The 20442-nt window shown below is 71.0% G+C and carries 17 protein-coding genes; 8 read left to right on the top strand and 9 right to left on the bottom strand.

Translation table 11 applies throughout. From position 1 onward, the window contains the following. Positions 1 to 80 precede the first annotated feature (80 nt). Positions 81 to 1220: a DNA polymerase III subunit beta gene (gene dnaN, locus ACFVNO_RS10945; RefSeq protein ID WP_220563999.1), complete on the bottom strand. Its 1140-nt coding sequence runs from the start codon at positions 1218 to 1220 to the stop codon at positions 81 to 83. 1385 nt (positions 1221 to 2605) lie between these two features. Continuing rightward, positions 2606 to 4918, bottom strand: a complete 2313-nt coding sequence (gene dnaA, locus ACFVNO_RS10950; RefSeq protein WP_378891547.1) for a chromosomal replication initiator protein DnaA — start codon at positions 4916 to 4918, stop codon at positions 2606 to 2608. Positions 4919 to 5382: 464 nt separating this feature from the next. Here dnaA and rpmH point away from each other — a divergent pair, with 464 nt between their 5' ends. From rpmH to ACFVNO_RS10990, 8 genes are all read left to right on the top strand, one after another. Further along, positions 5383 to 5526, top strand: a complete 144-nt coding sequence (rpmH, locus tag ACFVNO_RS10955) for a 50S ribosomal protein L34 (protein WP_014909187.1) — start codon at positions 5383 to 5385, stop codon at positions 5524 to 5526. Between the two features lie 74 nt (positions 5527 to 5600). Next, entirely contained in the window at positions 5601 to 6101 is a 501-nt protein-coding gene (gene rnpA / locus ACFVNO_RS10960) for a ribonuclease P protein component (RefSeq protein WP_355260524.1), read from the top strand. Next, complete coding sequence (gene yidD, locus ACFVNO_RS10965; protein ID WP_220563996.1) at positions 6098 to 6409, top strand: membrane protein insertion efficiency factor YidD; 312 nt, start codon at positions 6098 to 6100, stop codon at positions 6407 to 6409. Before rnpA ends, yidD begins: the two co-directional genes overlap by 4 nt. Before the next feature lie 28 nt (positions 6410 to 6437). Further along, positions 6438 to 7379 (top strand): membrane protein insertase YidC, encoded by a 942-nt coding sequence (gene yidC / locus ACFVNO_RS10970; protein WP_355260527.1) that lies wholly within the window; start codon positions 6438 to 6440, stop codon positions 7377 to 7379. Positions 7380 to 7456: 77 nt separating this feature from the next. Beyond that, positions 7457 to 7936 carry a R3H domain-containing nucleic acid-binding protein gene (locus ACFVNO_RS10975; protein ID WP_220563994.1) on the top strand — a complete coding sequence of 160 codons (480 nt, stop codon included), beginning with the start codon at positions 7457 to 7459 and terminating at the stop codon, positions 7934 to 7936. 790 nt (positions 7937 to 8726) lie between these two features. Continuing rightward, positions 8727 to 9443, top strand: a complete 717-nt coding sequence (gene rsmG, locus ACFVNO_RS10980) for a 16S rRNA (guanine(527)-N(7))-methyltransferase RsmG (RefSeq protein ID WP_355260530.1) — start codon at positions 8727 to 8729, stop codon at positions 9441 to 9443. A 128-nt stretch (positions 9444 to 9571) separates the two neighbouring features. Continuing rightward, the gene (locus tag ACFVNO_RS10985; RefSeq protein WP_355260532.1) at positions 9572 to 10387 is read left to right on the top strand and encodes an AAA family ATPase; all 816 of its coding nucleotides are present in this window, start codon (positions 9572 to 9574) and stop codon (positions 10385 to 10387) included. 60 nt (positions 10388 to 10447) lie between these two features. Continuing rightward, positions 10448 to 11413 (top strand): ParB/RepB/Spo0J family partition protein, encoded by a 966-nt coding sequence (locus ACFVNO_RS10990; protein ID WP_378891554.1) that lies wholly within the window; start codon positions 10448 to 10450, stop codon positions 11411 to 11413. A 281-nt stretch (positions 11414 to 11694) separates the two neighbouring features. Here the strand turns inward: ACFVNO_RS10990 and trxA are convergent, their stop codons facing one another. From trxA to murJ (ACFVNO_RS11025), 7 genes are all read right to left on the bottom strand, one after another. Then, positions 11695 to 12018 carry a thioredoxin gene (gene trxA / locus ACFVNO_RS10995; RefSeq protein WP_220563990.1) on the bottom strand — a complete coding sequence of 108 codons (324 nt, stop codon included), beginning with the start codon at positions 12016 to 12018 and terminating at the stop codon, positions 11695 to 11697. A 74-nt stretch (positions 12019 to 12092) separates the two neighbouring features. Then, the gene (gene trxB / locus ACFVNO_RS11000; protein WP_355260539.1) at positions 12093 to 13025 is read right to left on the bottom strand and encodes a thioredoxin-disulfide reductase; all 933 of its coding nucleotides are present in this window, start codon (positions 13023 to 13025) and stop codon (positions 12093 to 12095) included. A gap of 187 nt (positions 13026 to 13212) precedes the next feature. Further along, positions 13213 to 14064, bottom strand: coding sequence for an anti-sigma factor family protein (locus ACFVNO_RS11005; RefSeq protein WP_378891559.1), 852 nt, complete (start codon positions 14062 to 14064; stop codon positions 13213 to 13215). After that, on the bottom strand, positions 14061 to 14687 hold the full coding sequence (gene sigM, locus ACFVNO_RS11010; protein WP_220563988.1) for an RNA polymerase sigma factor SigM: 627 nt from the start codon (positions 14685 to 14687) through the stop codon (positions 14061 to 14063). The genes ACFVNO_RS11005 and sigM overlap by 4 nt, the downstream gene beginning before the upstream one ends. A 25-nt stretch (positions 14688 to 14712) precedes the next feature. Beyond that, a complete protein-coding gene (locus ACFVNO_RS11015) occupies positions 14713 to 16317 on the bottom strand; it encodes a protein kinase family protein (protein WP_355260546.1) in 1605 nt (534 codons plus the stop codon). 275 nt (positions 16318 to 16592) lie between these two features. Beyond that, positions 16593 to 18383 carry a murein biosynthesis integral membrane protein MurJ gene (gene murJ, locus ACFVNO_RS11020; RefSeq protein ID WP_355261028.1) on the bottom strand — a complete coding sequence of 597 codons (1791 nt, stop codon included), beginning with the start codon at positions 18381 to 18383 and terminating at the stop codon, positions 16593 to 16595. Positions 18384 to 18539: 156 nt separating this feature from the next. Further along, a complete protein-coding gene (gene murJ / locus ACFVNO_RS11025) occupies positions 18540 to 20378 on the bottom strand; it encodes a murein biosynthesis integral membrane protein MurJ (protein ID WP_355260549.1) in 1839 nt (612 codons plus the stop codon). Positions 20379 to 20442: the final 64 nt, after the last annotated feature.

A 20442-nucleotide genomic window follows, 5' to 3' on the forward strand; every position in this document is an offset into this window, starting at 1 on the left:
CTTGTGACCGTGGATGGTGACCGCGGGACGGCCCGGCCGGGCGTGTCGGGGACGCCGCCGGCCGGGCCGCAACGCCCGGATCAGTTCGGCTGTCGTACCGGCATGATCAGGTAGCGGTACTCGGGCTCGGCCCCCTCGGCGGCCGGCTTCCCGGTGAGGATCGACGGCCGGGTGGAGGTCGTGAAGTTCAGGCGGGCCACGTCGGTGCCGATGGCGCCGAGGCCGTCGAGCAGGTAGCCGGAGTTGAAGGCGATCTGGATGTCGTCGCCCTCGAGCTCGGCCTCCAGGACCTCGACCGCCTGGGCCTCCTCGCCGGTCCCGGCCTCCAGGACCAGCCGGCCCGGGGTGAAGGACAGGCGCAGCGGCGTGTTGCGCTCGGCGACCAGGGAGACGCGCTTGACGGCCTCGACGAACTCGGAGCGGGAGACCTCGGCGACGGAGTTGAAGGTGTCCGGCAGCAGGGCGCGGTACTTGGGGAACTCGCCGTCGAGCAGGCGGGTGGTGGTGCGGCGGCCGCCGCCCTCGAAACCGATCATGCCCTCGCCGGCGTCGCTGCCCGAGAGCGCGATGGAGACCTCGGCCCCGGAGGTGAGCGACTTGGCGGTGTCGTGCAGGGTCTTGGCCGGGACCAGGGCGACCGCGGACAGGCCCGGGTCCTCCGGCTTCCAGGTGAGCTCGCGCACCGCGAGGCGGTAGCGGTCGGTGGAGGCCAGGGTGATGGTCTCGCCCTCGATCTCGACGCGCACGCCGGTGAGCATCGGCAGGGTGTCGTCGCGCCCGGCGGCGACCGCCACCTGGCTGACCGCGGCGGCGAAGGCGTCGCTGCCGACGGTCCCGCTCACACCGGGCATCTCCGGGAGCGTGGGGTAGTCCTCCACCGGCATGGTGGTGAGCGTGAACTTGGCGCTGCCGCCGGTCACCACGACCTTCGAGCCGTCGGTGGAGATCTCCACAGGCTGTGCGGGAAGGTTGCGGGTGATCTCGGCCAGGAGCTTGCCGGTGACCAGGACCGTGCCCGGCTCCTCGACGTCGACGTCGACGACGGCCTGCGTGGAGACCTCGTAGTCGAAGCCGGACAGGCGCAGCTGCTGACGGCCGTCGAACTCGCCGGCCTCCAGCAGGACGCCGACGAGGACGGGGACCGAGGGGCGCGTCGGGAGTGTGCGCGCGGTCCAGGCGACCGCTTCGGCCAGTACGTCGCGTTCGACCCGGAACTTCACTTGCCGACTCACTTTCCGCCCCGGACGGGTCGAACCCGGCCGAAGGCCTCAACGTTGCAGCTGACGGATGTCTGTGGGGATCGGGCCGGCTCAACACTCATCGACAGGCTGTGGACGACGGGAGCGGGGCGGGCGCCGGGTGGGCGCTCCGACCTGCTGCGTCGCCGGATCCGTCGAGGCTGGCCGGGCCGCGGTCTCCTGCTAGGGGTCACCGCTCGGAGCCGGGCGGCGGAGGACAGGGGCGAGATCCCACGTTACCCGGATTCACCCGCTGCCGCTGACGCCTCGGCCGTCTCGGCGGTCACGGCGAGTTGTCCACAGATTTTCCGCGTTGCCGTTTCGAAGCCACCCTTGGGCTAATGAAGGTGCGCAGTAGTAGTAGGGCCTGTGGATACTGTGGATAACCCTCGTTTTACCAGGTCAGCACCGGAATTTTTATCCACAGGGCTTGTGGAGAACCCTGTGCACAACTTCGGGGTCCTGTGGATGAATCGGGTCGTCCCCAAGTTTTCCACAGTCCGTCCACAGGCCCGTCCACAGGTTTTCCTCAGGTTGTCCACAGCAGCCGGTGGTCCGGTGACCCGATGACCCCCATCCCTGTCCACAGGGCGACCCCGGGTTACCCACAGCCCCGGCGTAGTTGTCCACAGGTTATCCACAGGGTTGTCCACAGATTTGAGCCCTCCCCTGTGGATAACTCGCCCCGGCTCGGCGAAAATTTTTTTTCGACCCCCTGCGCATTCCCGGCGAAGCCCGGCAAAAAGGCTGTGCACAGGGTTGTCCACAGGAAAGAGGCCATCGTTCGTTGGCGAGATCGGCCGTCCCCGCAGGTGTGGGCAGGGCAACAGCCCTTCCCCGGGCCGGGAAACCGGGACGACACCGCAGCTCCGGGCAGGGACGGGGACGTTCGGCCGCACACCTCGCCAGGCTCCCGAACCCGGGCGAGGGTGGGCATAAGCCTGTGGATAACCGTCTGTGGAGAGCCGCGGCCTGTGGATAACTTCCTGTGGACAACGTTCTCGGCCCTGATCCGGGCGGGTTGTGCACAGACGGGGCGGGTCTGTGGAGGAAGGGGCGCGTCCCGGCCCCCGAGGGGCGCGGGGGAGGAGCGGACCCCCGGGGAGCGGCCGGCGGGCGGGCACCACGGGGGCGGGTCGAGAAGGGGACGGGTGGACGGAGCGACACGTCGACACGTCGACCGGGCGGCCCACCCGGGGCGGCGGCCCCCGGGCCCCCGACCGCACCTCCTCCTCCTCCTTCCTCCACGGCTGTGGGAGCGGAGGACCCGGGGGCGGGGCACGGCGAGGGGAGAACGGCGGAGGGGCGACATGTCGACGTGTCCCTGTGGACGTGTCGACATGCCGCCCCGGGGCGCGCGGCCGGGATCAGGTCAGCGAGGACTGGTCCTTGATCCGGCTCGTCAGCTCGTGGACCTGGTTGTAGATGGAGCGGCGCTCGGCCATCAGCGCCCGGACCTTGCGGTCGGCGTGCATGACCGTGGTGTGGTCGCGGCCGAACTGCTGGCCGATCTTGGGCAGCGACAGGTCCGTCAGCTCCCGGCACAGGTACATGGCGATCTGCCGGGCCGTCACCAGCACCCGGGAGCGGGAGGTCCCGCACAGGTCCTCCACCGTCAGCCCGAAGTACGCCGCCGTCTGGGACATGATGGCGCCCGCCGTCACCTCGGGGACGTCGGCGCCGGGCACCAGGTCGCGCAGGACCTGGCTGGTGAGGTCCAGGTCCACCGACTGCCGGTTCAGGCTGGCGAACGCGGTCACACGGATCAGCGCGCCCTCCAGCTCCCGGATGTTGGTGGAGATCTTGCTGGCTATGAACTCCAGCACCTCCGGCGGGGCGGCCAGGCCCTCCTGCACCGCCTTCTTGCGCAGGATCGCGATGCGGGTCTCCAGCTCGGGCGGCTGGACGTCGGTGAGCAGGCCCCACTCGAACCGGCTGCGCATCCGGTCCTCCAGCGTGGTCAGCTGCTTGGGCGGCCGGTCGCTGGAGATGACGATCTGCTTGTCGGAGTTGTGGAGCGTGTTGAAGGTGTGGAAGAACTCCTCCTGCGTCTGCTCCTTGTTCTCCAGGAACTGGATGTCGTCCACCAGGAGCACGTCGATGTCCCGGTACCGGCGCCGGAAGCCGTCGGCCTTGCCGTCGCGGATCGAGTTGATGAACTCGTTGGTGAACTCCTCCGAGCTGACGTACCGCACCCGGGAGCCCTCGTAGAGCCGGTGCGTGTAGTGCCCGATGGCGTGCAGCAGGTGGGTCTTGCCCAGGCCGGAGCCGCCGTGGATGAACAGCGGGTTGTACGCCTTGGCCGGCGCCTCGGCGGCGGCCACCGAGGCCGCGTGGGCGAACCGGTTGCTGGAGCCGATGACGAAGGTGTCGAAGGTGTACTTGGGGTTGAGGCGCGCGTGCTCGCCCGGCGGCACCTCGGGGGAGCGCCCGGGCGGGGCGGCCGGGGCGGGTTTCGCGGCCTCCGGTTTCGGAGCCGGTGCCGGTGCCGGGGGGGCCTGCGGCTCGGGCGCGCCGGCGGCGCCGTCGTCCTCGGGGGGCGGCGGCAGGTCGGGGTCCGGGCCGGGCTCGGGTTCCTCCGCGGCCGGGGCGGCGGGCGCCTGCGGCTCGGGCGTCTCCCAGCGGTTGGGGCGCTCCCAGCCCTGGTCCTCGGCGGGCCAGGCCGAGCGCCCCCAGGAGGAGTCCTCCGGGGAGGGGGCGGAGTGGACGGGCTGCTCCCACAGCGGGGGAGTGGTGGACTGCCGGGGCTGCTGCCGCGGCTGCCGCCGGGGCGGAGCGGCCGCGGCGGCCCAGGGGGCCGGCTCGCCGTACTGGAGCTCCTCCTGGGTGAAGGAGTCGTTCCGCGGGGGAGCAGTGTCGGCGGGGTGCCCGGGCGCGCCCGGGTGCGAGTAGGCGTCGGGGCCCGAACCGAGCAGGTCGGCCTCGGGGGGCAGGGCGGCGTGCCGGCCGTAGGCGCGCTCGGGCGCGGTGGGACGGTGGTGTCCGCCCCGCGGCTCCCGCGGGGGCTCGGGCACGGAGCCCTGGTCGAACAGGGCGGGGGCGCCGCCGTGCTGCGCCGGGGGCTCGGAGCGGGTCTCGGGCGCCCCGTCGGTGTCGCGCGGGGAAGGGGGATAGGGGTGCGCAGCCGCGGGCGGGGGCGGCGGGGTGGGCACCGCGGTGGGGTCGACCGTCACCGCGACCCGGATGTCCCGTCCCAGATGGGCGGAGAGCGCCTTGCTGATGGCCGGGTAGAGGCGGCTCTCCAGCACCTTCTTGGTGAACTCGTTGGGCGCCGCGATCAGCGCCGTGTCCTCGATCAGACCCAGGGGCCGGGTCTGGGGCAGCCAGGCGCGCTGGTGCGCGGGCAGGGAGTCGTTGTCGATCCCGTCCAGCACGCTGGACCAGACAGCTGCGAGGTTGACCTGTGCGTCAGCCAAGGCGACCTGCCATGTTGCTGTCCCTTCGGTACGGGTCTGTTCGTGCGGGTGGAGGAGGGGACGGGGGCGTACGCGGGTGCCCGCGCCGGCTCGGAGGCGGCGCAGGGCGGCTCTCCATTGTCCTCCCCCCGTGGTACTGCCGGGGCAGGGTGGGCGGAATGTCCGGTGTGAAGGTCGGCACGGGCCTGTGGAAAACTTCGGGGCCCGCCGGTCGGCGGGGTGTCGGCCGCCTCCCGGTATCCACAGCCCGCGCCGGTTGTCCACAGGTTGTCCACAGGGTTATCCACAGGATGGCAGATCTGTGGGCTCCTCGCAGAGTTATCCACAATATGCAGGTCAGGCCGTGTGCAAGGCGATGCCGTCCAGGGCGCCGGGGTGGTGGCGCCGGTCGTGGGGAGAGTTATCCACAGGCTGAGGTTATCCACAGGGGTGGGGGGTTGTGGAAGTCTCACACGCCTGTGGACGACGATCTGTCCACAGGTCTCCCTGTCGACTTGTCCCCCCGCCCCCCGGGCCCTCCGCGAGGGGGCGAGAGCGAGGACACACCCCCCGCGACCCCGCCTGATTTGACCGCGCCCGGACCGGGTCGTATCTTCTTTATGCTTATGCCGACGATTCTGCCCACGCCTGTCCAGGTGACGGCGTGCACGCGGCCATGGCACTCTGCGGCCCCGCATATCCTGGGGGTCCTGTCGTAGTACTTTCCTGACACGCCCCTGGAGCCAGTAGTGAGCAAGCGTACGTTTCAGCCGAACAACCGGCGTCGCGCGAAGGTCCACGGCTTCCGGCTGCGCATGCGTACGCGCGCCGGTCGCGCCATCATCGCCTCGCGTCGCCGCAAGGGACGCGCCGCGCTGACCGTGAGCCACTAGGCCACGCACAGCCCCACGTTCTTCGGGACCGTCCGGCCTTGCGCCGGCCGGTCCCTTTGTCATGGGAGGCACCGATGTTGTCGCCGGAGAACCGGATGCGCCACAGCACCGAGTTCGGCTCCGCCATGCGCTCCGGACGCCGTTCGTCCCGCGACGACCTCGCCGTGGTCTACCTCCCACCGCCGAGGGCCGGGGGAACCACCGCCGGACCGGAGGCGTTGCCGGTAGGGGAACCCCCGCGCGTGGGATTCATCGTGAGCAAGGCGGTCGGCGGGGCCGTGGTGCGCAAGCGCGTCCAGCGACGGCTGCGGCACCTGATGCGGCCACGGCTGTCCGAACTGCCAAACGGTAGCCTGCTGGTAGTGCGTGCCAAACCCTCCGCCGCCACCGCGCGGTACGAGGACCTGGGCGCGCAGCTGGACGGCGCCATCGCCTCGGCGATGCGGCCCCGGCCCAAGGGGTCGGCGCGCCGTCGACGAGGACGCGGTGGCCCCTCGGCGCCGGAACCGGCGAAGAGCGACACGGAAGGCGGCCGCCCGGCCACAGAGGGCGGAGAACGGTGGACGGACCGATGACCCAGCACGAACCGACGGTGTTCGCGCGTGCGCTGATCCTCCCCATCCGGGGATACCAGCGCTTCATCAGTCCGCTCCTGCCGCCCGTCTGCCGCTTCTACCCTTCGTGCAGCGCGTACGCCGTCGAGGCCCTGCGCACGCACGGTGCCTTGTACGGGCTGTGGCTGGGCATCCGGCGCATCGCCCGCTGCCACCCCTTCACCAGGGGTGGCTACGACCCGGTCCCCCCACCGCGGGGACGGGTCCAGGAGTCCGAGGAGTCTGCGGGCGGCGCCGGGTCCACCGGCCACGCTCCCGGGGACCAGTAGCTGAACCGAAGCACATAGGAGTTGGCCGGTGCTGGACTGGCTTTACAACATCGTCGGCTGGATTCTGGTCCAGATCCACGCGGGTCTGGGCCTGATCGGCCTGAACCCCGACAGCGGGTGGGCGTGGGGCCTGTCCATCGTGCTGCTCACCATGCTGATGCGCCTGCTGATGGTGCCGCTGTTCGTCAAGCAGATGAACACGCAGCGCAAGATGCAGGAGATCCAGCCCAAGCTGCGCAAGCTCCAGGAGCGCTACAAGCACGACAAGGAGCGGCTCCAGCGGGAGTCGATGGAGCTGTACCGGGAGAGCGGCACCAACCCGCTCATGGGCTGTCTGCCCCTGCTGCTGCAGATGCCGGTCTTCTTCGCCCTGTTCAACGTGCTCCGCAGCGTGGCCGAGGGCAACGTCCGCTACAACTTCACCGAAGAGCTGGTGGAGAGCGCCCGCCAGGCCCTGGTCTTCGGGACCCCCATCGCCGCCCACTTCAACAGCTCCTCGGAGGAGCTGCTGGCCCTGGGGGCCACCAACGCCATCATGGCGAAGGTCGTCATCGCGATCTCCTGTGTCGTCATGGGCACCACGACGTTCCTCACCATGCGCCAGAGCATGAAGCGCAGCGTCGCGCAGATGCCCGACAACCCGATGATGCAGACCCAGAAGATCATGATGTACATGGCGCCCCTCTTCGGGCTCTTCGGCCTCATGATGCCCGTGGGCGTGCTGATCTACTGGGTCACCTCCAACGTGTGGACGATGGTGCAGCAGCACTTCCTGTACCGCAACCAGCCCGCGCCGGGGGAGGTCGTGGACGCCAAGGCCGGCAACACGAACGGTTCGGCCAAGGGGATGCTGGGGCGCAAGAAGAAGCAGCCCGAATCCGCGCCGCAGCCCGTGGAACAGCCTAAGATCGAACGCAAGCAGCCCAAGAAGCAGTCTCGCTCCAAGCGCACCGGTGGCGGGCCCCGCTAGCGAGCTGCGTACCGAACGCGGGAACAGGAGACGGGAACGCCGTGACAGCGAGCCAGGAAGGAAGCGGTGGAGTAGCGGTGGCTGAGGCGCCTATCGACATCGAGGCCCTGGAGAACGAGGGCGACATCGCCGCGGACTACATCGAGGGACTTCTCGACATCGCGGACTTCGACGGCGACATCGACATGGACGTCGAGGGCGACCGTGCGATGGTCTCCGTGGTCGGGGCCACCCTCGACGAGCTGATCGGCGAGGACGGCGAGGTCCTGGAGGCCCTCCAGGAGCTGACCCGGCTGGCGGTGCACCGGGCGACCGGTGAGCGCAGTCGCCTGATGCTGGACATCGGCGGGTACCGGGAGGGGCGCCGCAAGGAGCTCTTCCAGGTCGGCGCCGACGCCGCGCAGAAGGTCAAGGAGACCGGCGACGCGTACGAGCTGGAGCCGATGACCCCGTTCGAGCGCAAGGTCGTCCACGACGCGGTCGCGGCCGCGGGCCTGCGCAGCGAGTCCGAGGGCGAGGAGCCCAACCGCTACGTGGTGGTCCACCCGGTCCCGTAGACCGCGCGAGCCGAAGCAGGGGCGGTGTTTCACGTGAAACACCGCCCCTTTCGCATGCCCGTGTTTCACGTGAAACCACGAATCCCCTAACCCGCATGTCGACAAGTCCCCGCCCCCGGACCCCCGGCCCGGAGGAGAGCCCCTACGGCACCGGCGCTCGGCACCCGCGGGCTTGTGCTTCCTGCCGCGCACACCCGCGGCGGGGGAGCCTGCTGTGAGACAGGGGGCTCCCCGCGGTCCCTGCCCGGCCGCGGCCGCCCGCCGCAGAGTGTCCGCGATTCGGGGGAGGGGTGCTCCCATGAGGGCGCGTGTCCAAGCGTCCCCCTCGACTCCAACGCGGTGGGCGGCGGGGGTGTGCGCGCACGGGGTCCCGTCACCGCCGACGGGAGAGCCGTGTCCTCCGGCGCCAGGGGAGAAAGCGGGCGGCCCCCGCGTCCCGGACCCCCGGGGCGGGTGCTCCGGAGGAAGAAGCAGAGACCGAGGGCGGGGGTCATCCATGGGTCGAGGTGTCGACAAGTCCCCTTGGGGATTCGGTGTTTCACGTGAAACGGTCGATCCCTCGGCGAGGCGCCCGACGTCCACGCCTCCGGCGGGACGCGAGGTTTCACGTGAAACGGCGGCGCCGCCATGTTTCACGTGAAACTCCGGGGCGGTGGACGCGTAGGATCGGTGGGGGTCTTTCCCTCCGCTGTCTGCATCCGTCGGGTGCGGCTACGACCTCTTGCGGTCTCTTGCGGTCTCTTGGAAGTGGCGATGACGATGGACGATGAAAGATGGGCGGTGGTGACCGATGACCGCGGGCGCTGAGGAGTCCGGTGCCGTGTTGCCGGAACCCCCGGCCGGGGCGGCGGAGATCTTCGGCGACGCCCTGCCGAAGGCCCGCCGTTATGCCGAGCTGCTCGCCGACGACGGTGTGCGGCGCGGACTGATCGGCCCGCGCGAGGTGCCCCGCCTGTGGGAGCGGCACGTCATCAACTGCGCGGTGGTCGAGGAGCTCCTCCCCGAGGGGGCGGAGGTCGTGGACATCGGTTCCGGCGCGGGCCTGCCCGGCCTGGTGCTGGCCCTGGTCCGGCCGGACATCCGCATGACCCTGCTGGAGCCGCTGCTGCGCCGGACGGTCTTCCTGAACGAGGCCGTGGAGATCCTGGACCTGCCCAACGTCGAGGTGCGGCGGGGGAGGGCGGAGGAGGCGCACGGCGAGCTCCTCACCGACTTCGTCACCGCGCGGGCGGTCGCCCCGCTGCCGCGGCTGGCCGGCTGGTCGCTGCCGCTGCTGCGCAAGGGCGGCAGCCTGCTGGCGCTCAAGGGCGAGCAGGCGGAGGCCGAGCTGGCCGCCGCCGAACAAGACGTTTCAAAACTGCGGCCCAGTGTTAGCGATGTGATCCGGGTGGGCCGGGGTAAAGTCGATCCCGCTACCACGGTCGTTCGCGTCACGGTGACATCCGACGGTGGTTCGCCCCCGTCGAAGACGCGGGGCGGCAAGAAGAAGCGCGGACGGAAGAGGTGAACTCATTCGTGCCCCACAATGACCCCGATGTTTCACGTGAAACATCCCTCTACGGCGACCTGCTCGATGTTTCACGTGAAACGTCGGAGACCCACACGACCCCCCTCGCCCGTGCCGCCCAGGCCGCCATGGCCTCGCGGGGGCAGGATGAGATCTGGCCCCGCCCGGCATCCTGCCGGGTGATCAGCGTCGCCAACCAGAAGGGCGGCGTCGGCAAGACCACCACGACGGTCAACATCGCCGCGGCCCTGGCGATGCACGGACAGCGCGTCCTGGTCGTCGACCTCGACCCGCAGGGCAACGCCTCCACCGCCCTGAGCATGGAGCGCGACAACCAGACCCGCTCGATCTACCACTGCCTGGTCGAGGACGAGGAGATCCGCAAGCTGGCCCAGCCGGTCCCGGACATCCCCGGCCTGCTGTGCGCCCCGGCCACCATCGACCTGGCGGGCGCGGAGATCGAGCTCGTCTCCCTTGTGGCCCGCGAGGCGCGCCTCAAGCGCGCGTTCGCGGCGTACGACACCTCGGACCTCGACTACATCCTCATCGACTGCCCGCCCTCGCTCGGCCTGCTCACGGTCAACGCGATGGTGGCCTGCGACGAGGTCATGATCCCCATCCAGTGCGAGTACTACGCCCTGGAGGGCCTGGGCCAGCTGCTCCGGAACGTGGACCTGGTGAAGTCGCACCTCAACCCCGGCCTGGCGGTCAGCACCATCCTGCTGACGATGTACGACGGCCGCACCCGCCTCTCCCAGCAGGTGGCCGACGAGGTGCGCTCGCACTTCCAGGACACCGTCCTGGACACCGTCATCCCGCGGAGCGTCCGCGTCTCCGAGGCGCCGAGCTACGGCCAGTCGGTGATGACGTACGACCCGTCGTCGAGCGGTGCCGTCGCCTACCTGGACGCGGCCCGGGAGATCGCCCACCGGGCGAAGCGCTAACCGCGAACCTGGACCCGGCCCCCGCCGGGCGTGAACCGAGAAGTGTGGAGGGAAGTACCGGTGAGTCAGCGACCGCGCGGACTGGGCAAGGGATTGGGGGCGCTCATCCCGTCGGGGCCGCCGGCGGCTCCCACGGTGTCCGAGAGCGTTCCCGAATCGGTGAACGGTGGGTCCGCCCCCGTGGTGCCGGTGGCCATTCCGGACGGCACGTACCTGAAGGAGATCGCGCTCACCGACATCCGGCCCAACCCCAAGCAGCCGCGCAAGCACTTCGACGACGAGGCGCTGGAGGAGCTGCGCGACTCCATCGTCGAGGTGGGCGTGCTGCAGCCGGTGGTGGTGCGCGAGCTGCCGCCGGGGGAGTCCCACCCCTACGAGCTGATCATGGGGGAGCGCCGCTTCCGGGCCAGCGGGCTGGCGGAGCGGAAGGTCATCCCGGCCCTGGTCCGCAAGACCAAGGACGAGGAGCTGCTGCGCGAGGCACTGCTGGAGAACCTCCAGCGGCAGCAGCTGAACCCCCTGGAGGAGGCGGCGGCCTACCGGCAGATGCTGGAGGACTTCGACACCACCCAGGAGGAGCTGGCCCAGCGGGTGGGCAAGTCGCGGGCGCACGTCACCAACACGCTGCGTCTGCTCCAGCTGCCCGCGACGCTCCACGCCAAGGTGGCCTCCGGGGTGATCAGCGCCGGGCACGCCCGCGCGCTGCTGGGCCTGGAGGGGCCGGAGGAGATGGAGCGCTTCGCCGAGCGCGTCGTCCAGGAGGGCCTTTCGGTCCGCTCCCTGGAGGAGATCGTCGCGCTGCGGAAGAACGGCCACGACGTCGAGAAGGCGGCGAAGGCCCGCCGCGCCTCGCTCAAGGCGGTCACCCCGCCGCACGTCGAGGAGTGGGCGACCGCGCTGGCCGACCGGCTGGACACGACGGTCAAGGTGGACGTGGGCAAGCGCAAGGGCAAGATCGTGGTGGAGTTCGCATCGGTCGAGGACCTGGAGCGCATCATCGCGCAGATGGGCGCGACCCGCGCCTAGGGAGTGTCCGGCGGGTCCTCCCGGGCCGCGGTACCCGGCGCGAGCGCCGGGCCGCGCGAAGGCACCCACCGGACACGCTCCGGGGTGCTCCGTGCGGGACGCCGTGCTCCGGTGCTCCCGCGGACCGGATGTTTCACGTGGAACATCGCGGGCCGCCCAGGTGCTCCTGGGCGGCCCGGCGGGGGAGGGGCCACAGCGGACTCCCCTGAGACGGCGGAAGGCCCCCAGAGGTGATCTGGGGGCCTTCCGTGCTCGCTGCCGTCGGCGGCCGTGCGTCCGGGTTACAGGAACTCGGCCAGCTGCTCCTCCAGCTTGCGCTTGGGGAGCGCGCCGCGGATCTCCTTGACGACCTCGCCGCCCTTGAACACCTTGAAGGTCGGCAGGGCCAGCACGTCGTAGGCCCGCGGGGTCTCGGGGTTCTGGTCGGTGTTGATCTTGGCGACCGTGATCTTCTCGCCGTGCTCCGCGGCGAACTTGTCCAGGACCGGGGCCATCTGCTTGCAGGGGCCGCACCAGTCGGCCCAGAAGTCCACCAGGACGGGCTGCTCGCTCTTGAGGACCTCGGCCTCGAAGGTGTCGTCGGTGACGTTCTTGACGGCGGACATGGTTCTCCTTGTTCGGACGGGTACTGCGGGCCGACCGTCTCGGGCGGTCGGCCCCGGGTGGCCGCTGGCCGCCGTTAGTTGCCGCGCTCGGCGAGGAAGCGCTCGGCGTCCAGGGCGGCGGCGCAGCCGGTTCCGGCTGCGGTGATGGCCTGGCGGTAGCTGTGGTCGACGACGTCGCCCGCGGCGAACACGCCCTCCAGGTTGGTCCGGGTCGAGGGGGAGTCCACCTGGACGTAGCCCTCCTCGTCGAGGTCGACCTGGCCGCGGATCAGGTCGACCCGCGGGTCGTGGCCGATGGCGACGAACACGCCGGTGACGTCGAGGGTGCTCTCCTCGCCGGTCTTGTTGTTGCGGACCTTGAGGCCGCTCACCCGGTCCTCGCCCAGGACCTCGACCACCTCGGTGTCCCACACGAACGAGATCTTCTCGTTGGCGAAGGCGCGCTCGGCCATGATGCGGCTGGCGCGCAGCTCGTCCCTGCGGTGGACCACGGTGACGGACTTGGCGAAGCGGGTGAGGAAGAGGGCCTCCTCCATGGCGGTGTCGCCGCCGCCGATGACCGCGATGTCCTGGTCGCGGAAGAAGAAGCCGTCGCAGGTGGCGCACCAGGAGGTGCCGCGGCCGGACAGCTCCTTCTCGCCCGGGACGCCGAGCTCGCGGTAGCCGGAGCCGGTGGCGAGGATGACCGTGTGCGCAAGGAAGGTCTCGCCGCCGGCGGTGACCTCCTTGACGGGCTTGGTCAGGTCCACGGAGGTGACGTCCTCGGGCACCAGCTCGGCGCCGAACCGCTCGGCCTGCTTGCGCAGGTTGTCCATCAGGTCCGGGCCCATGATGCCGTCGGGGAAACCGGGGAAGTTCTCGACGTCGGTGGTGTTCATGAGGGCGCCGCCGGCGGTGATGGAGCCCTCGAACACCAGGGGCTTCAGCTCGGCGCGGGCCGCGTAGACGGCGGCGGTGTACCCCGCCGGTCCGGAACCGATGATGATGACATTGCGGACGTCACTCACGCTCGTAGGCCCTTCACACGATCAGATGCCCCCGCCACGGGATGGTGACCTCGGGGGAGAGTCGGTATAGCACAACCGATGGTAGGCGCACCTGATTCCCAAGGGGACATCCGCCCCGGTTACCGGGGTGGGGTATGCCGCGAAAGGGCCTTCGCCGACATGTCGGCACGGCGCTTCGGCGACATCCTCAGGGGGTGTCGACGGTCTCCTGGGCGAGGACCCCGCCGCAGTCCGCCGGGTCGACCACGTACACCTCGGTGGTGTCGTCCTCGGAGGGGGCGAACAGCACCATGGCGGGGTCGCCGTCGAACACGGCCTCGTCCACCAGGGTGATCCGGACGCCCGTCCGCTCGGAGAACACCGTCGCGCACTCCTCCGCGGCGACCGTGGAGCCCTCCTCGGCGGTGGCCGGCGGGGCCTGGGACCCCGAGAGCACCTCGGCGGCCTGCCCGGCCAGCCCGTCGGCGGTGTACTCGGTCCCGGTGGCCACGATCCCGGGCTTGTACGGCTGCACGGCCTCAGGCTCGAACTCGGCGCCCTCGTCCTGCATCATCGGCTGCTGGGCGGCGGCACCGCCGCTCGCGTCCTGCTGTGAGGAGAGCACCGTGTTGAGCACGGCCCCGCCGCCGCCCAGGACGACGGCGCCAGCGGCGGCCACCATCATGAGCCGGGGCAGGTTCATGCCGTTGAACCCGCGCCGGGAGCCGCCGCGCGCACGCGTGATGGGGACCACGGGGGCCGCCGCGTCCGCGGGGCCGGTGCCGGCGTCGCCGGAGGTGCCGGAGAGCGCCGCGGGCCGGGCGGCGCGCTCGCGCACCGCCTCGTCGATGCGCCGGTCGAGGAGGGCGGCGACGTCCTGCGGCATGGGCGGGACCGGCGGCACGTCGGCGAGCGCGCCGCCGACGGCGGTGAGCTCGTCCAGGGTCGCCGCGCAGGTCGCGCAGGTCTCTAGGTGGTGGGCAACGGTGCGCTCCTCGTCGGGCTCCAACAGCTCCTCGGCGAAGAAGGCGAGTGCCTCCACGTCAGGGTGGGACGTCACGATGGGTCGGCACCTCCTCTCCCAGTTGTGACGTCTCGGGGGGGACGAGGGTTCCTCAGGTGGGCGAGAGACGGAAGAAGTTTGGCGCGACCTCGCGCACACCGGCTCTTGACCGTCCCGGTGGCGACGTCGAGGATCTGCGCGGCCTCCTCCACCCGGTAGCCGAGCATGTCGACCAGGGTGAGGGCCATGCGCTGGTCCAGGGGGAGGGTGTCCAGGGCCGCGTGGACGTCCAGCCGCGACTCGGTCTGGGAGGCGTGGTCGGGGGCGCCGCCGGTGCGGCCCAGCCGCTCGTTGGAGAGCACGTCGAGGGTGTCGACCTCGGTGGGGGTGGCCGGGCGGACCTTGCGCCGGCGCAGCCGGTCGTGGCAGGCGTTGACGACGATGCGGTGCAGCCAGGTGGTGACCTGGGACTCGCCGCGGAAGCGGTCGGCGGAGCGGAACGCGGACAGGAACGCGTCCTGGAGGGCGTCGGAGGCCTCCTCGGGGTCGCCCATCATGCGCACGGCGACGGCCCAGAGGCGATCGCGGTGGCGGCGCACGAGCACCGCGAACGCCTGATCGTCCCCCTGGGTGTGCCTGGTGAGCAGTTCCCGGTCAGGAAGCTCTTGGACCGCGTCCATCAGTGCCGATCACATATCCCCGCAACTAGACACCGTGTACCTCTACCTCGTAGATGCTCCCACGGTACTTGCCGCCGTCGGTGGGCAGATCGGTGAACCAGACGAGGACGTACCTGCCGGTGGTGGGCTCGTCCAGTTCGATGGTCTGGTGGCCGCTCGCGGAGCCCTGCCAGGCGACGGGCAGGGCGGCGTCCACGGCGGACATCTCGCTGGGGTGCGAGGCCGGGCTGTCGCCGATCCGCACCTCGATGCCGTACTGGGCCTCGGGCACGTACAGCTCCAGGGAGTGGACCTCGCGGGCGGAGCCCAGGTCGACCAGGAGCCCCACGCCCTCCTTGGTCGTGCCCATGGGGTCGTTGTAGCCCTCGGTGTTCCACGGGTCCCCGCCGGTGTCGCCGTTGTGGGCCCGTGAGGCGTGGTCGGAGTGCTCGTCGCCGTCGCCGTCGGGCAGGGGGTCGTACCCCTGGGCGGACTGGATCGGCAGGACCTCGGTCTCGACGACCTCCGCGCCGCCGTCCGGCTCCCCACCGCCGCCGGCGGTGCCGGGGTCCGCCTCGTCGGCGCGCATCGACGCACCGAAGATCCAGGCCCCGGTGACCACCGCGGCGAAGAGCACCACGGCCAGCACGCCGACGAGGATGCGCTGCGGTGAGGTCCTGCGCTCGGCGGCCCGGCGGTCCATCCGCGAGGGCGGCCGCTCGCCGCGGGCGGAGGTGCGCGGGCCGGTCCCGCCGCCGCTGCCGCCGTTCGTGTTGCGGGAGGAGCGGCGCGGGCCGGTGGACCCGAACTCGCCGGTGCGCCGGGAGGTCCCGGGCTCGGGCGGCGGGGTGGTCTCGGCCGGGGCGACGGGCAGCGGGATGAGCCGCGGCACGTCGGCCATGGCGGCGCAGAACTCGCCCGGCGAGCCGATCACCGGGCCGGGCACGACCTGGCCCACCAGGTGGGGCAGGGCGGCGCGGGTGGTGATGGAGGCCAGGGGCTCGCCGACGCCCTGGCGGATCTGGTCGGCGGGGTAGGGCCCGGCGGGGCCCTGCGGGGCCGGGGGCAGGCCGCTCTGCGGGCCGCTCGGCCAGGTGCCGGTGAGGGCCGCGTACAGCAGGTTGCCCAGGCCCTGGGCGTCGGCGGCGCCCGGGTCGGCGACGTTGACGCCCAGCAGGGCGGCGTCCACGCCGATACCGGTGACCTTGACCGCTCCGCCGCTGCTCCACATGAGCTTGCTCGGGGTGAGGCACAGGTGGTACAGGCCGCCGTTGTGCGCGGCGGCGATGGCCTCGGCCGCCTCGGCGACCAGGCCCGCGGCGCGCTCGGGCTCCAGGGGGCCCTGGGCCAGCAGGTCGGCCAGCGAGTGGCCGACCACCCACTCCTCGACCACGTAGGGCACGGGGGTGGTGTCGTCGGCGTCGAAGACCTGGGTGACGCGCGCGTCGGGGATACGGCTGGTGGCGCGGGCCGCGCGGACCACATCGGATGTGCGGGGGAACCCCTCGGCGAAGGTCCACACGGCGACGGGCCGTGCGAGGGTCTCGTCGGTGGCCTTCCAGCGGGTCGCCCCGCCGGTCTCGCTCACCACCTGGTCAAGGCGGTACCGGTTGGCCAGCTTCGCCCCGGGCTCGATCAGGAAGGTGCTCATGATGGGAGTGACGGGTGCCAGTGCCGTCGCCCCGCACGGGCCGCGGCGGCGCGGTCCTGGGCGGACCGGTGCGTCGCGGGGTGTGCGCAGGGGGTTCGGGCTCTGCTGCTGTCCCCAGCCTCCCTTCGGGCAGCTCGGATGAACAATGTGGTGGCGGTCAAGCGGTGCCTGTCCATGCTAGGACGCCTGAACAGCATCTTCGGAGGACATCGGGTATCCGTTCACCTTCCGGGACGTAGCGGTTCGGGACCGCCCAACTCGTCCATTCATGGTGATCAGCGACGTCGCAGTCGGGTTCTGAGCAATTCGAGGAAGGATGTGACTTCGGTCACATTGAGGAACTTGGCGCTGATCACGAACAGTACGCCACCCACGACCCCTCCGACGACCATCGCCGCGAATCCGGGCCAGAACTCGCCCGGCAGTCCGCGGAACACGTGGATCATCGCGAGGCCGAACACGGCCGCCGGCAGCGTCGCCAGGTGCAGCTTGAACAGGGTGGCCGCGGTGTGCCGCCCGTCCAGGCCGTTCAGCCGCTTGTGCAGCATGTACCACATGATGACCGAACCCACGACGTAGTACAGCCCGTAGGGGACCGGGAGCCACACCACGACGTGCTGGGGCGGCACCACGAACAGCAGCGCGATCGCCGTGACGGCGTGCGCGGCCTCCGACGGGATGGCGACCAGCGCCGGGGTGCGGGTGTCGCCGAGCGCGTAGAACACGCGCATCTGGAGCTGGAACAGCGTGAACGGGATCAGCATCACGCAGAACACCATGAGGATGCGGCCGATGGCGGCGGCGTCCTCGGGGCTCGTGCTGCCCTGCGCGTAGATCATCACGCAGAACGGGATCGCGAACACGATCATCGCCACCGAGATCGGCACGATCAGCACCGACGAGAGCCGGAAGCCCCGCGAGAAGTCGCTGCGCACCTGGTCCTTGCGCCCGGCCGCCACGTGCTCGCTCATGCGCGGCAGCAGCGCGGTGATCACCGAGACCGCGATGATCGCGTACGGGAGCTGGAAGAGCATCGACGCGAACTTGTAGGCCGCGATGCCCGAGCCCGACTCGAAGCCCAGCTCGGCCGCGCGCGTGCCGGCGCGGGAGGCGACGTTGGTGGAGACGAGGGCGCCCAGCTGGGCCACCACGATGTAGAGCATCATCCACGAGGCCGCCTGGGCCGCCTCGCCCAGCCCGGCGCCCCGCAGGTCCAGCCGGGGCCGCCAGCGGAAGCCCGCCGCGGCCAGCGCCCACACCAGCACCAGGGCCTGGACGATCTGCCCGGCGGCGGTGCCCAGTCCCAGCAGCATCAGCTCGCCGGAGGTCACCGTGTCGGGGGTGCGCCCGGTCCCGGCGATGTTCAGGAACCACAGGCCGATGCCGATGATCACCAGGTTGTTCAGCACCGGCGCCCACATCGGCGCCCCGAACCTCCCGCGCGCGTTCAGCATCGCGCTGGCCAGGCCGCTGGCCCCGATGAAGAAGATCTGGGTGGTCAGGTAGCGCGCCAGGACCACCGACACCTCGAACTGCGCGCCGGTGAACTCGCCCGCGTAGATGCGGATGAACCACTCCGACAGCAGCATCGAGAGTGCGGTGATCACCAGCAGCGCCGACAGCATCAGCGTGACGAGCCGCTGCTCGGTCCTGTCGCCGCCGTCGGAGTCCAGCCTGCGCCGCTTGACCAGGAACGGCACGAACACACTGGCCAGCAGACCGCCGATGAGCAGGTCGTAGACCATGTACGGGACCATGCCCGCCACCTGGTAGGCGTCGCCCAGCATCTGGGTGCCGATCGCCGCCGCCAGCACGATCGTGCGGACGAAGCCGGTGACGCGGGAGAACACGGTGCCCAGCGCCATGATCGCGCTGGACTTGGCGAGGTTGCCCGGGGCGGTGTGGGAGGAGCCGCCGATCTCGTCGCCGTCCTCCATGCCGGCGCGGTCGGCGGTGCCCAGGTCGCCGATGTCGCTCGGGTCGCGGCGGGTGGTGAGCCCGGTCTCGGGCTCGGTCGCCGGCTCCTCGCGCTCGTAGGCGTCCAGGACGTCCTCGGGCATCACCATGGCGCGGCGCTGCCGGCCTGCCGTGGCGGGCCCGTGCGTTCCTGCTCCGGAATCCTGCTCGCGGGGGTCTTCGCTGGACACCGTGTCCTCAGTCCTTGTACTCGTCGAGCGGTCGTTCCTCCGGCCGGGGCCAGGGCCGGAAGCGTCGGTGCGGCATCAACGACGCAGGCGGCCGCGGATCAGTTCCACCGCGGCGCTCAATTCGGGGACCCGCAGCAGCCGTGCGGCCGCGAGGAAGAACAACGCGCCGAGAAGGCACCCGGCCACGGGTGCGCCGATGTAGGTGAGCAGACCCGGGCCGACGAAGGTCTCGAAGGCCCAGAGCACACCGAAACCGGCCGCGACGCTCGGGACGACGGCCAGGTGCAGGCGCAACAATGTGCCAATGATGTGCTTTCCGTCAAGCCCCCCGATCCGCCGGCTGAGCACCAGACCTGCGATGACGAGTCCGCTGAGGAACGAGAACATGAAGCCCGCGGCCACGCCCACGACGACCGTCTCCGGCGGCAGGAGCAGGTAGGACACCAGCGCCAGAGCGCTGTGAACAGCCAGGTTGGCGATGGCGATCAGCGCCGGGGTGCGGGTGTCGCCCATGGCGAAGAACACGCGCAGCATGAGCTGGAACACGGTGAACGGCACCAGCCCGAGCGACATCACGGCCAGGATCTGGCCGATGTTGGCCGCGTCGGCCGGGGAGATCGACCCGCGGGCGAACGCCAGGATCGACAGCGGCTCGGCGAACAGGGCGATCGCGAACGCCATGGGGACGAGCACGAACGCGGAGATCCGCAGGGTGCGGGAGAAGTCCGACCGGACCGCGTCCCAGTCGTGGTCGTCGGCGTGCGCGCTCATCCGGGGGAGCAGCACCGTGATGAGGGAGACCGCGATGATCGCGTACGGCAGCTGGAACAGCTGGTAGGCGAGGTTGTAGGCGGTGATGCCCGCGCCGACGGAGCGGCCCTCCTCGATGGCGGCGACGTTGGCGGCGTTGGCGATGTTGGTGGTGATCCACAGGCCCGCCTGGGTGAGCAGGGTGTACATCATCATCCAGCCGGCCGTCTTGACGGCCTCGCCCAGCCCGGAACCGCGCAGGTCCAGGCGCGGGCGCCAGCGGTAGCCGGTCCGGGCCAGCGCGACGAACAGCACCAGGGCCTGCAGCGCCATGCCGGCGGCGGTGCCCGCGCCCAGCAGGGTCAGCTGGCCCTCGGTGACGGTGTCCGGCGTCCGACCGGGGCCCGCGACCCACAGGAACAGGCCCGCCACGGTCATGATCACCAGGTTGTTGAGCACCGGCGCCCATACCCCGGCGCCGAAGTACCCGCGGGTGTTGAGCATGGCGGTGAGCAGGCCGCTCAGCCCCACGAAGAAGATCTGGGACAGCAGGTAGCGGGCCAGGTGCACCGAGGCCTCGAACTGCGCGTCGGTGAACCGGGACCCGTACAGCCAGATCAGGAACTCGGCGGCCGCGATCGCCACGGCGGTGAGCAGGAACAGCGCCACGAACGTCGTGGTGAACAGCCGGTCCTCGGTGGCCTTGCCGCCGTCGGCGTCGCGCTTGCGCCGCTTGACCAGGAACGGCACGACGACACTGGCCATCAGGCCGCCGATGAGCAGGTCGTTGAGGATGAACGGGATCGTGTGGGCCGTGTGGTAGGCGTCACCGAGCAGGTGGGTGCCGATGGCGGCGCCCAGCACGATGGTGCGGACGAAGCCGGTGATCCGGGAGGCCATGGTGCCGACCGCCATGATGGCGCTGGAGCGCATCATGCCGCCGCCCGCCGGGGCGTCGCCGGAACCGCCGGGGGCCGCGGGCTCCTCGGCCCCCTCGGCCGCCCGGCGGGTCCCGGGGACGGCGGGCTCGGGCAGTTCGCCCTCCTCGAAGGAGGGGACGGGGCCGCCGGAAGGGCGCAGCGGGCTCTCACCCGGGAGGGGGCCTTCGGGCTGAGAGGAACGACGGCGGTGCTTTCCGCCTTCGTTCGGGGAGTCGGTGACCACCGTGGATCAGGCTTCCTTTCGTCCGACCGGGAGGGACCCGGCGCGGGTGGGAGCCCGCGGCCGG

The organism is Nocardiopsis sp. NPDC057823 (assembly GCF_042797335.1).
GTDB classification, from domain to species: domain Bacteria; phylum Actinomycetota; class Actinomycetes; order Streptosporangiales; family Streptosporangiaceae; genus Nocardiopsis; species Nocardiopsis changdeensis.

What these genes read in the sequence shown, in the direction of transcription:
- rnpA (WP_355260524.1), top strand. Translation starts at nt 5,601, where the DNA reads ATGTTGTCGCCGGAGAACCGGATGCGCCACAGCACCGAGTTCGGCTCC.
- yidD (WP_220563996.1), top strand. Translation starts at nt 6,098, where the DNA reads ATGACCCAGCACGAACCGACGGTGTTCGCGCGTGCGCTGATCCTCCCC.
- rsmG (WP_355260530.1), top strand. Translation starts at nt 8,727, where the DNA reads ATGACCGCGGGCGCTGAGGAGTCCGGTGCCGTGTTGCCGGAACCCCCG.
- ACFVNO_RS10985 (WP_355260532.1), top strand. Translation starts at nt 9,572, where the DNA reads ATGGCCTCGCGGGGGCAGGATGAGATCTGGCCCCGCCCGGCATCCTGC.
- trxA (WP_220563990.1), bottom strand. Translation starts at nt 12,018, where the DNA reads ATGTCCGCCGTCAAGAACGTCACCGACGACACCTTCGAGGCCGAGGTC.
- sigM (WP_220563988.1), bottom strand. Translation starts at nt 14,687, where the DNA reads ATGGACGCGGTCCAAGAGCTTCCTGACCGGGAACTGCTCACCAGGCAC.
- ACFVNO_RS11015 (WP_355260546.1), bottom strand. Translation starts at nt 16,317, where the DNA reads ATGAGCACCTTCCTGATCGAGCCCGGGGCGAAGCTGGCCAACCGGTAC.
- murJ (WP_355261028.1), bottom strand. Translation starts at nt 18,383, where the DNA reads ATGGTGATGCCCGAGGACGTCCTGGACGCCTACGAGCGCGAGGAGCCG.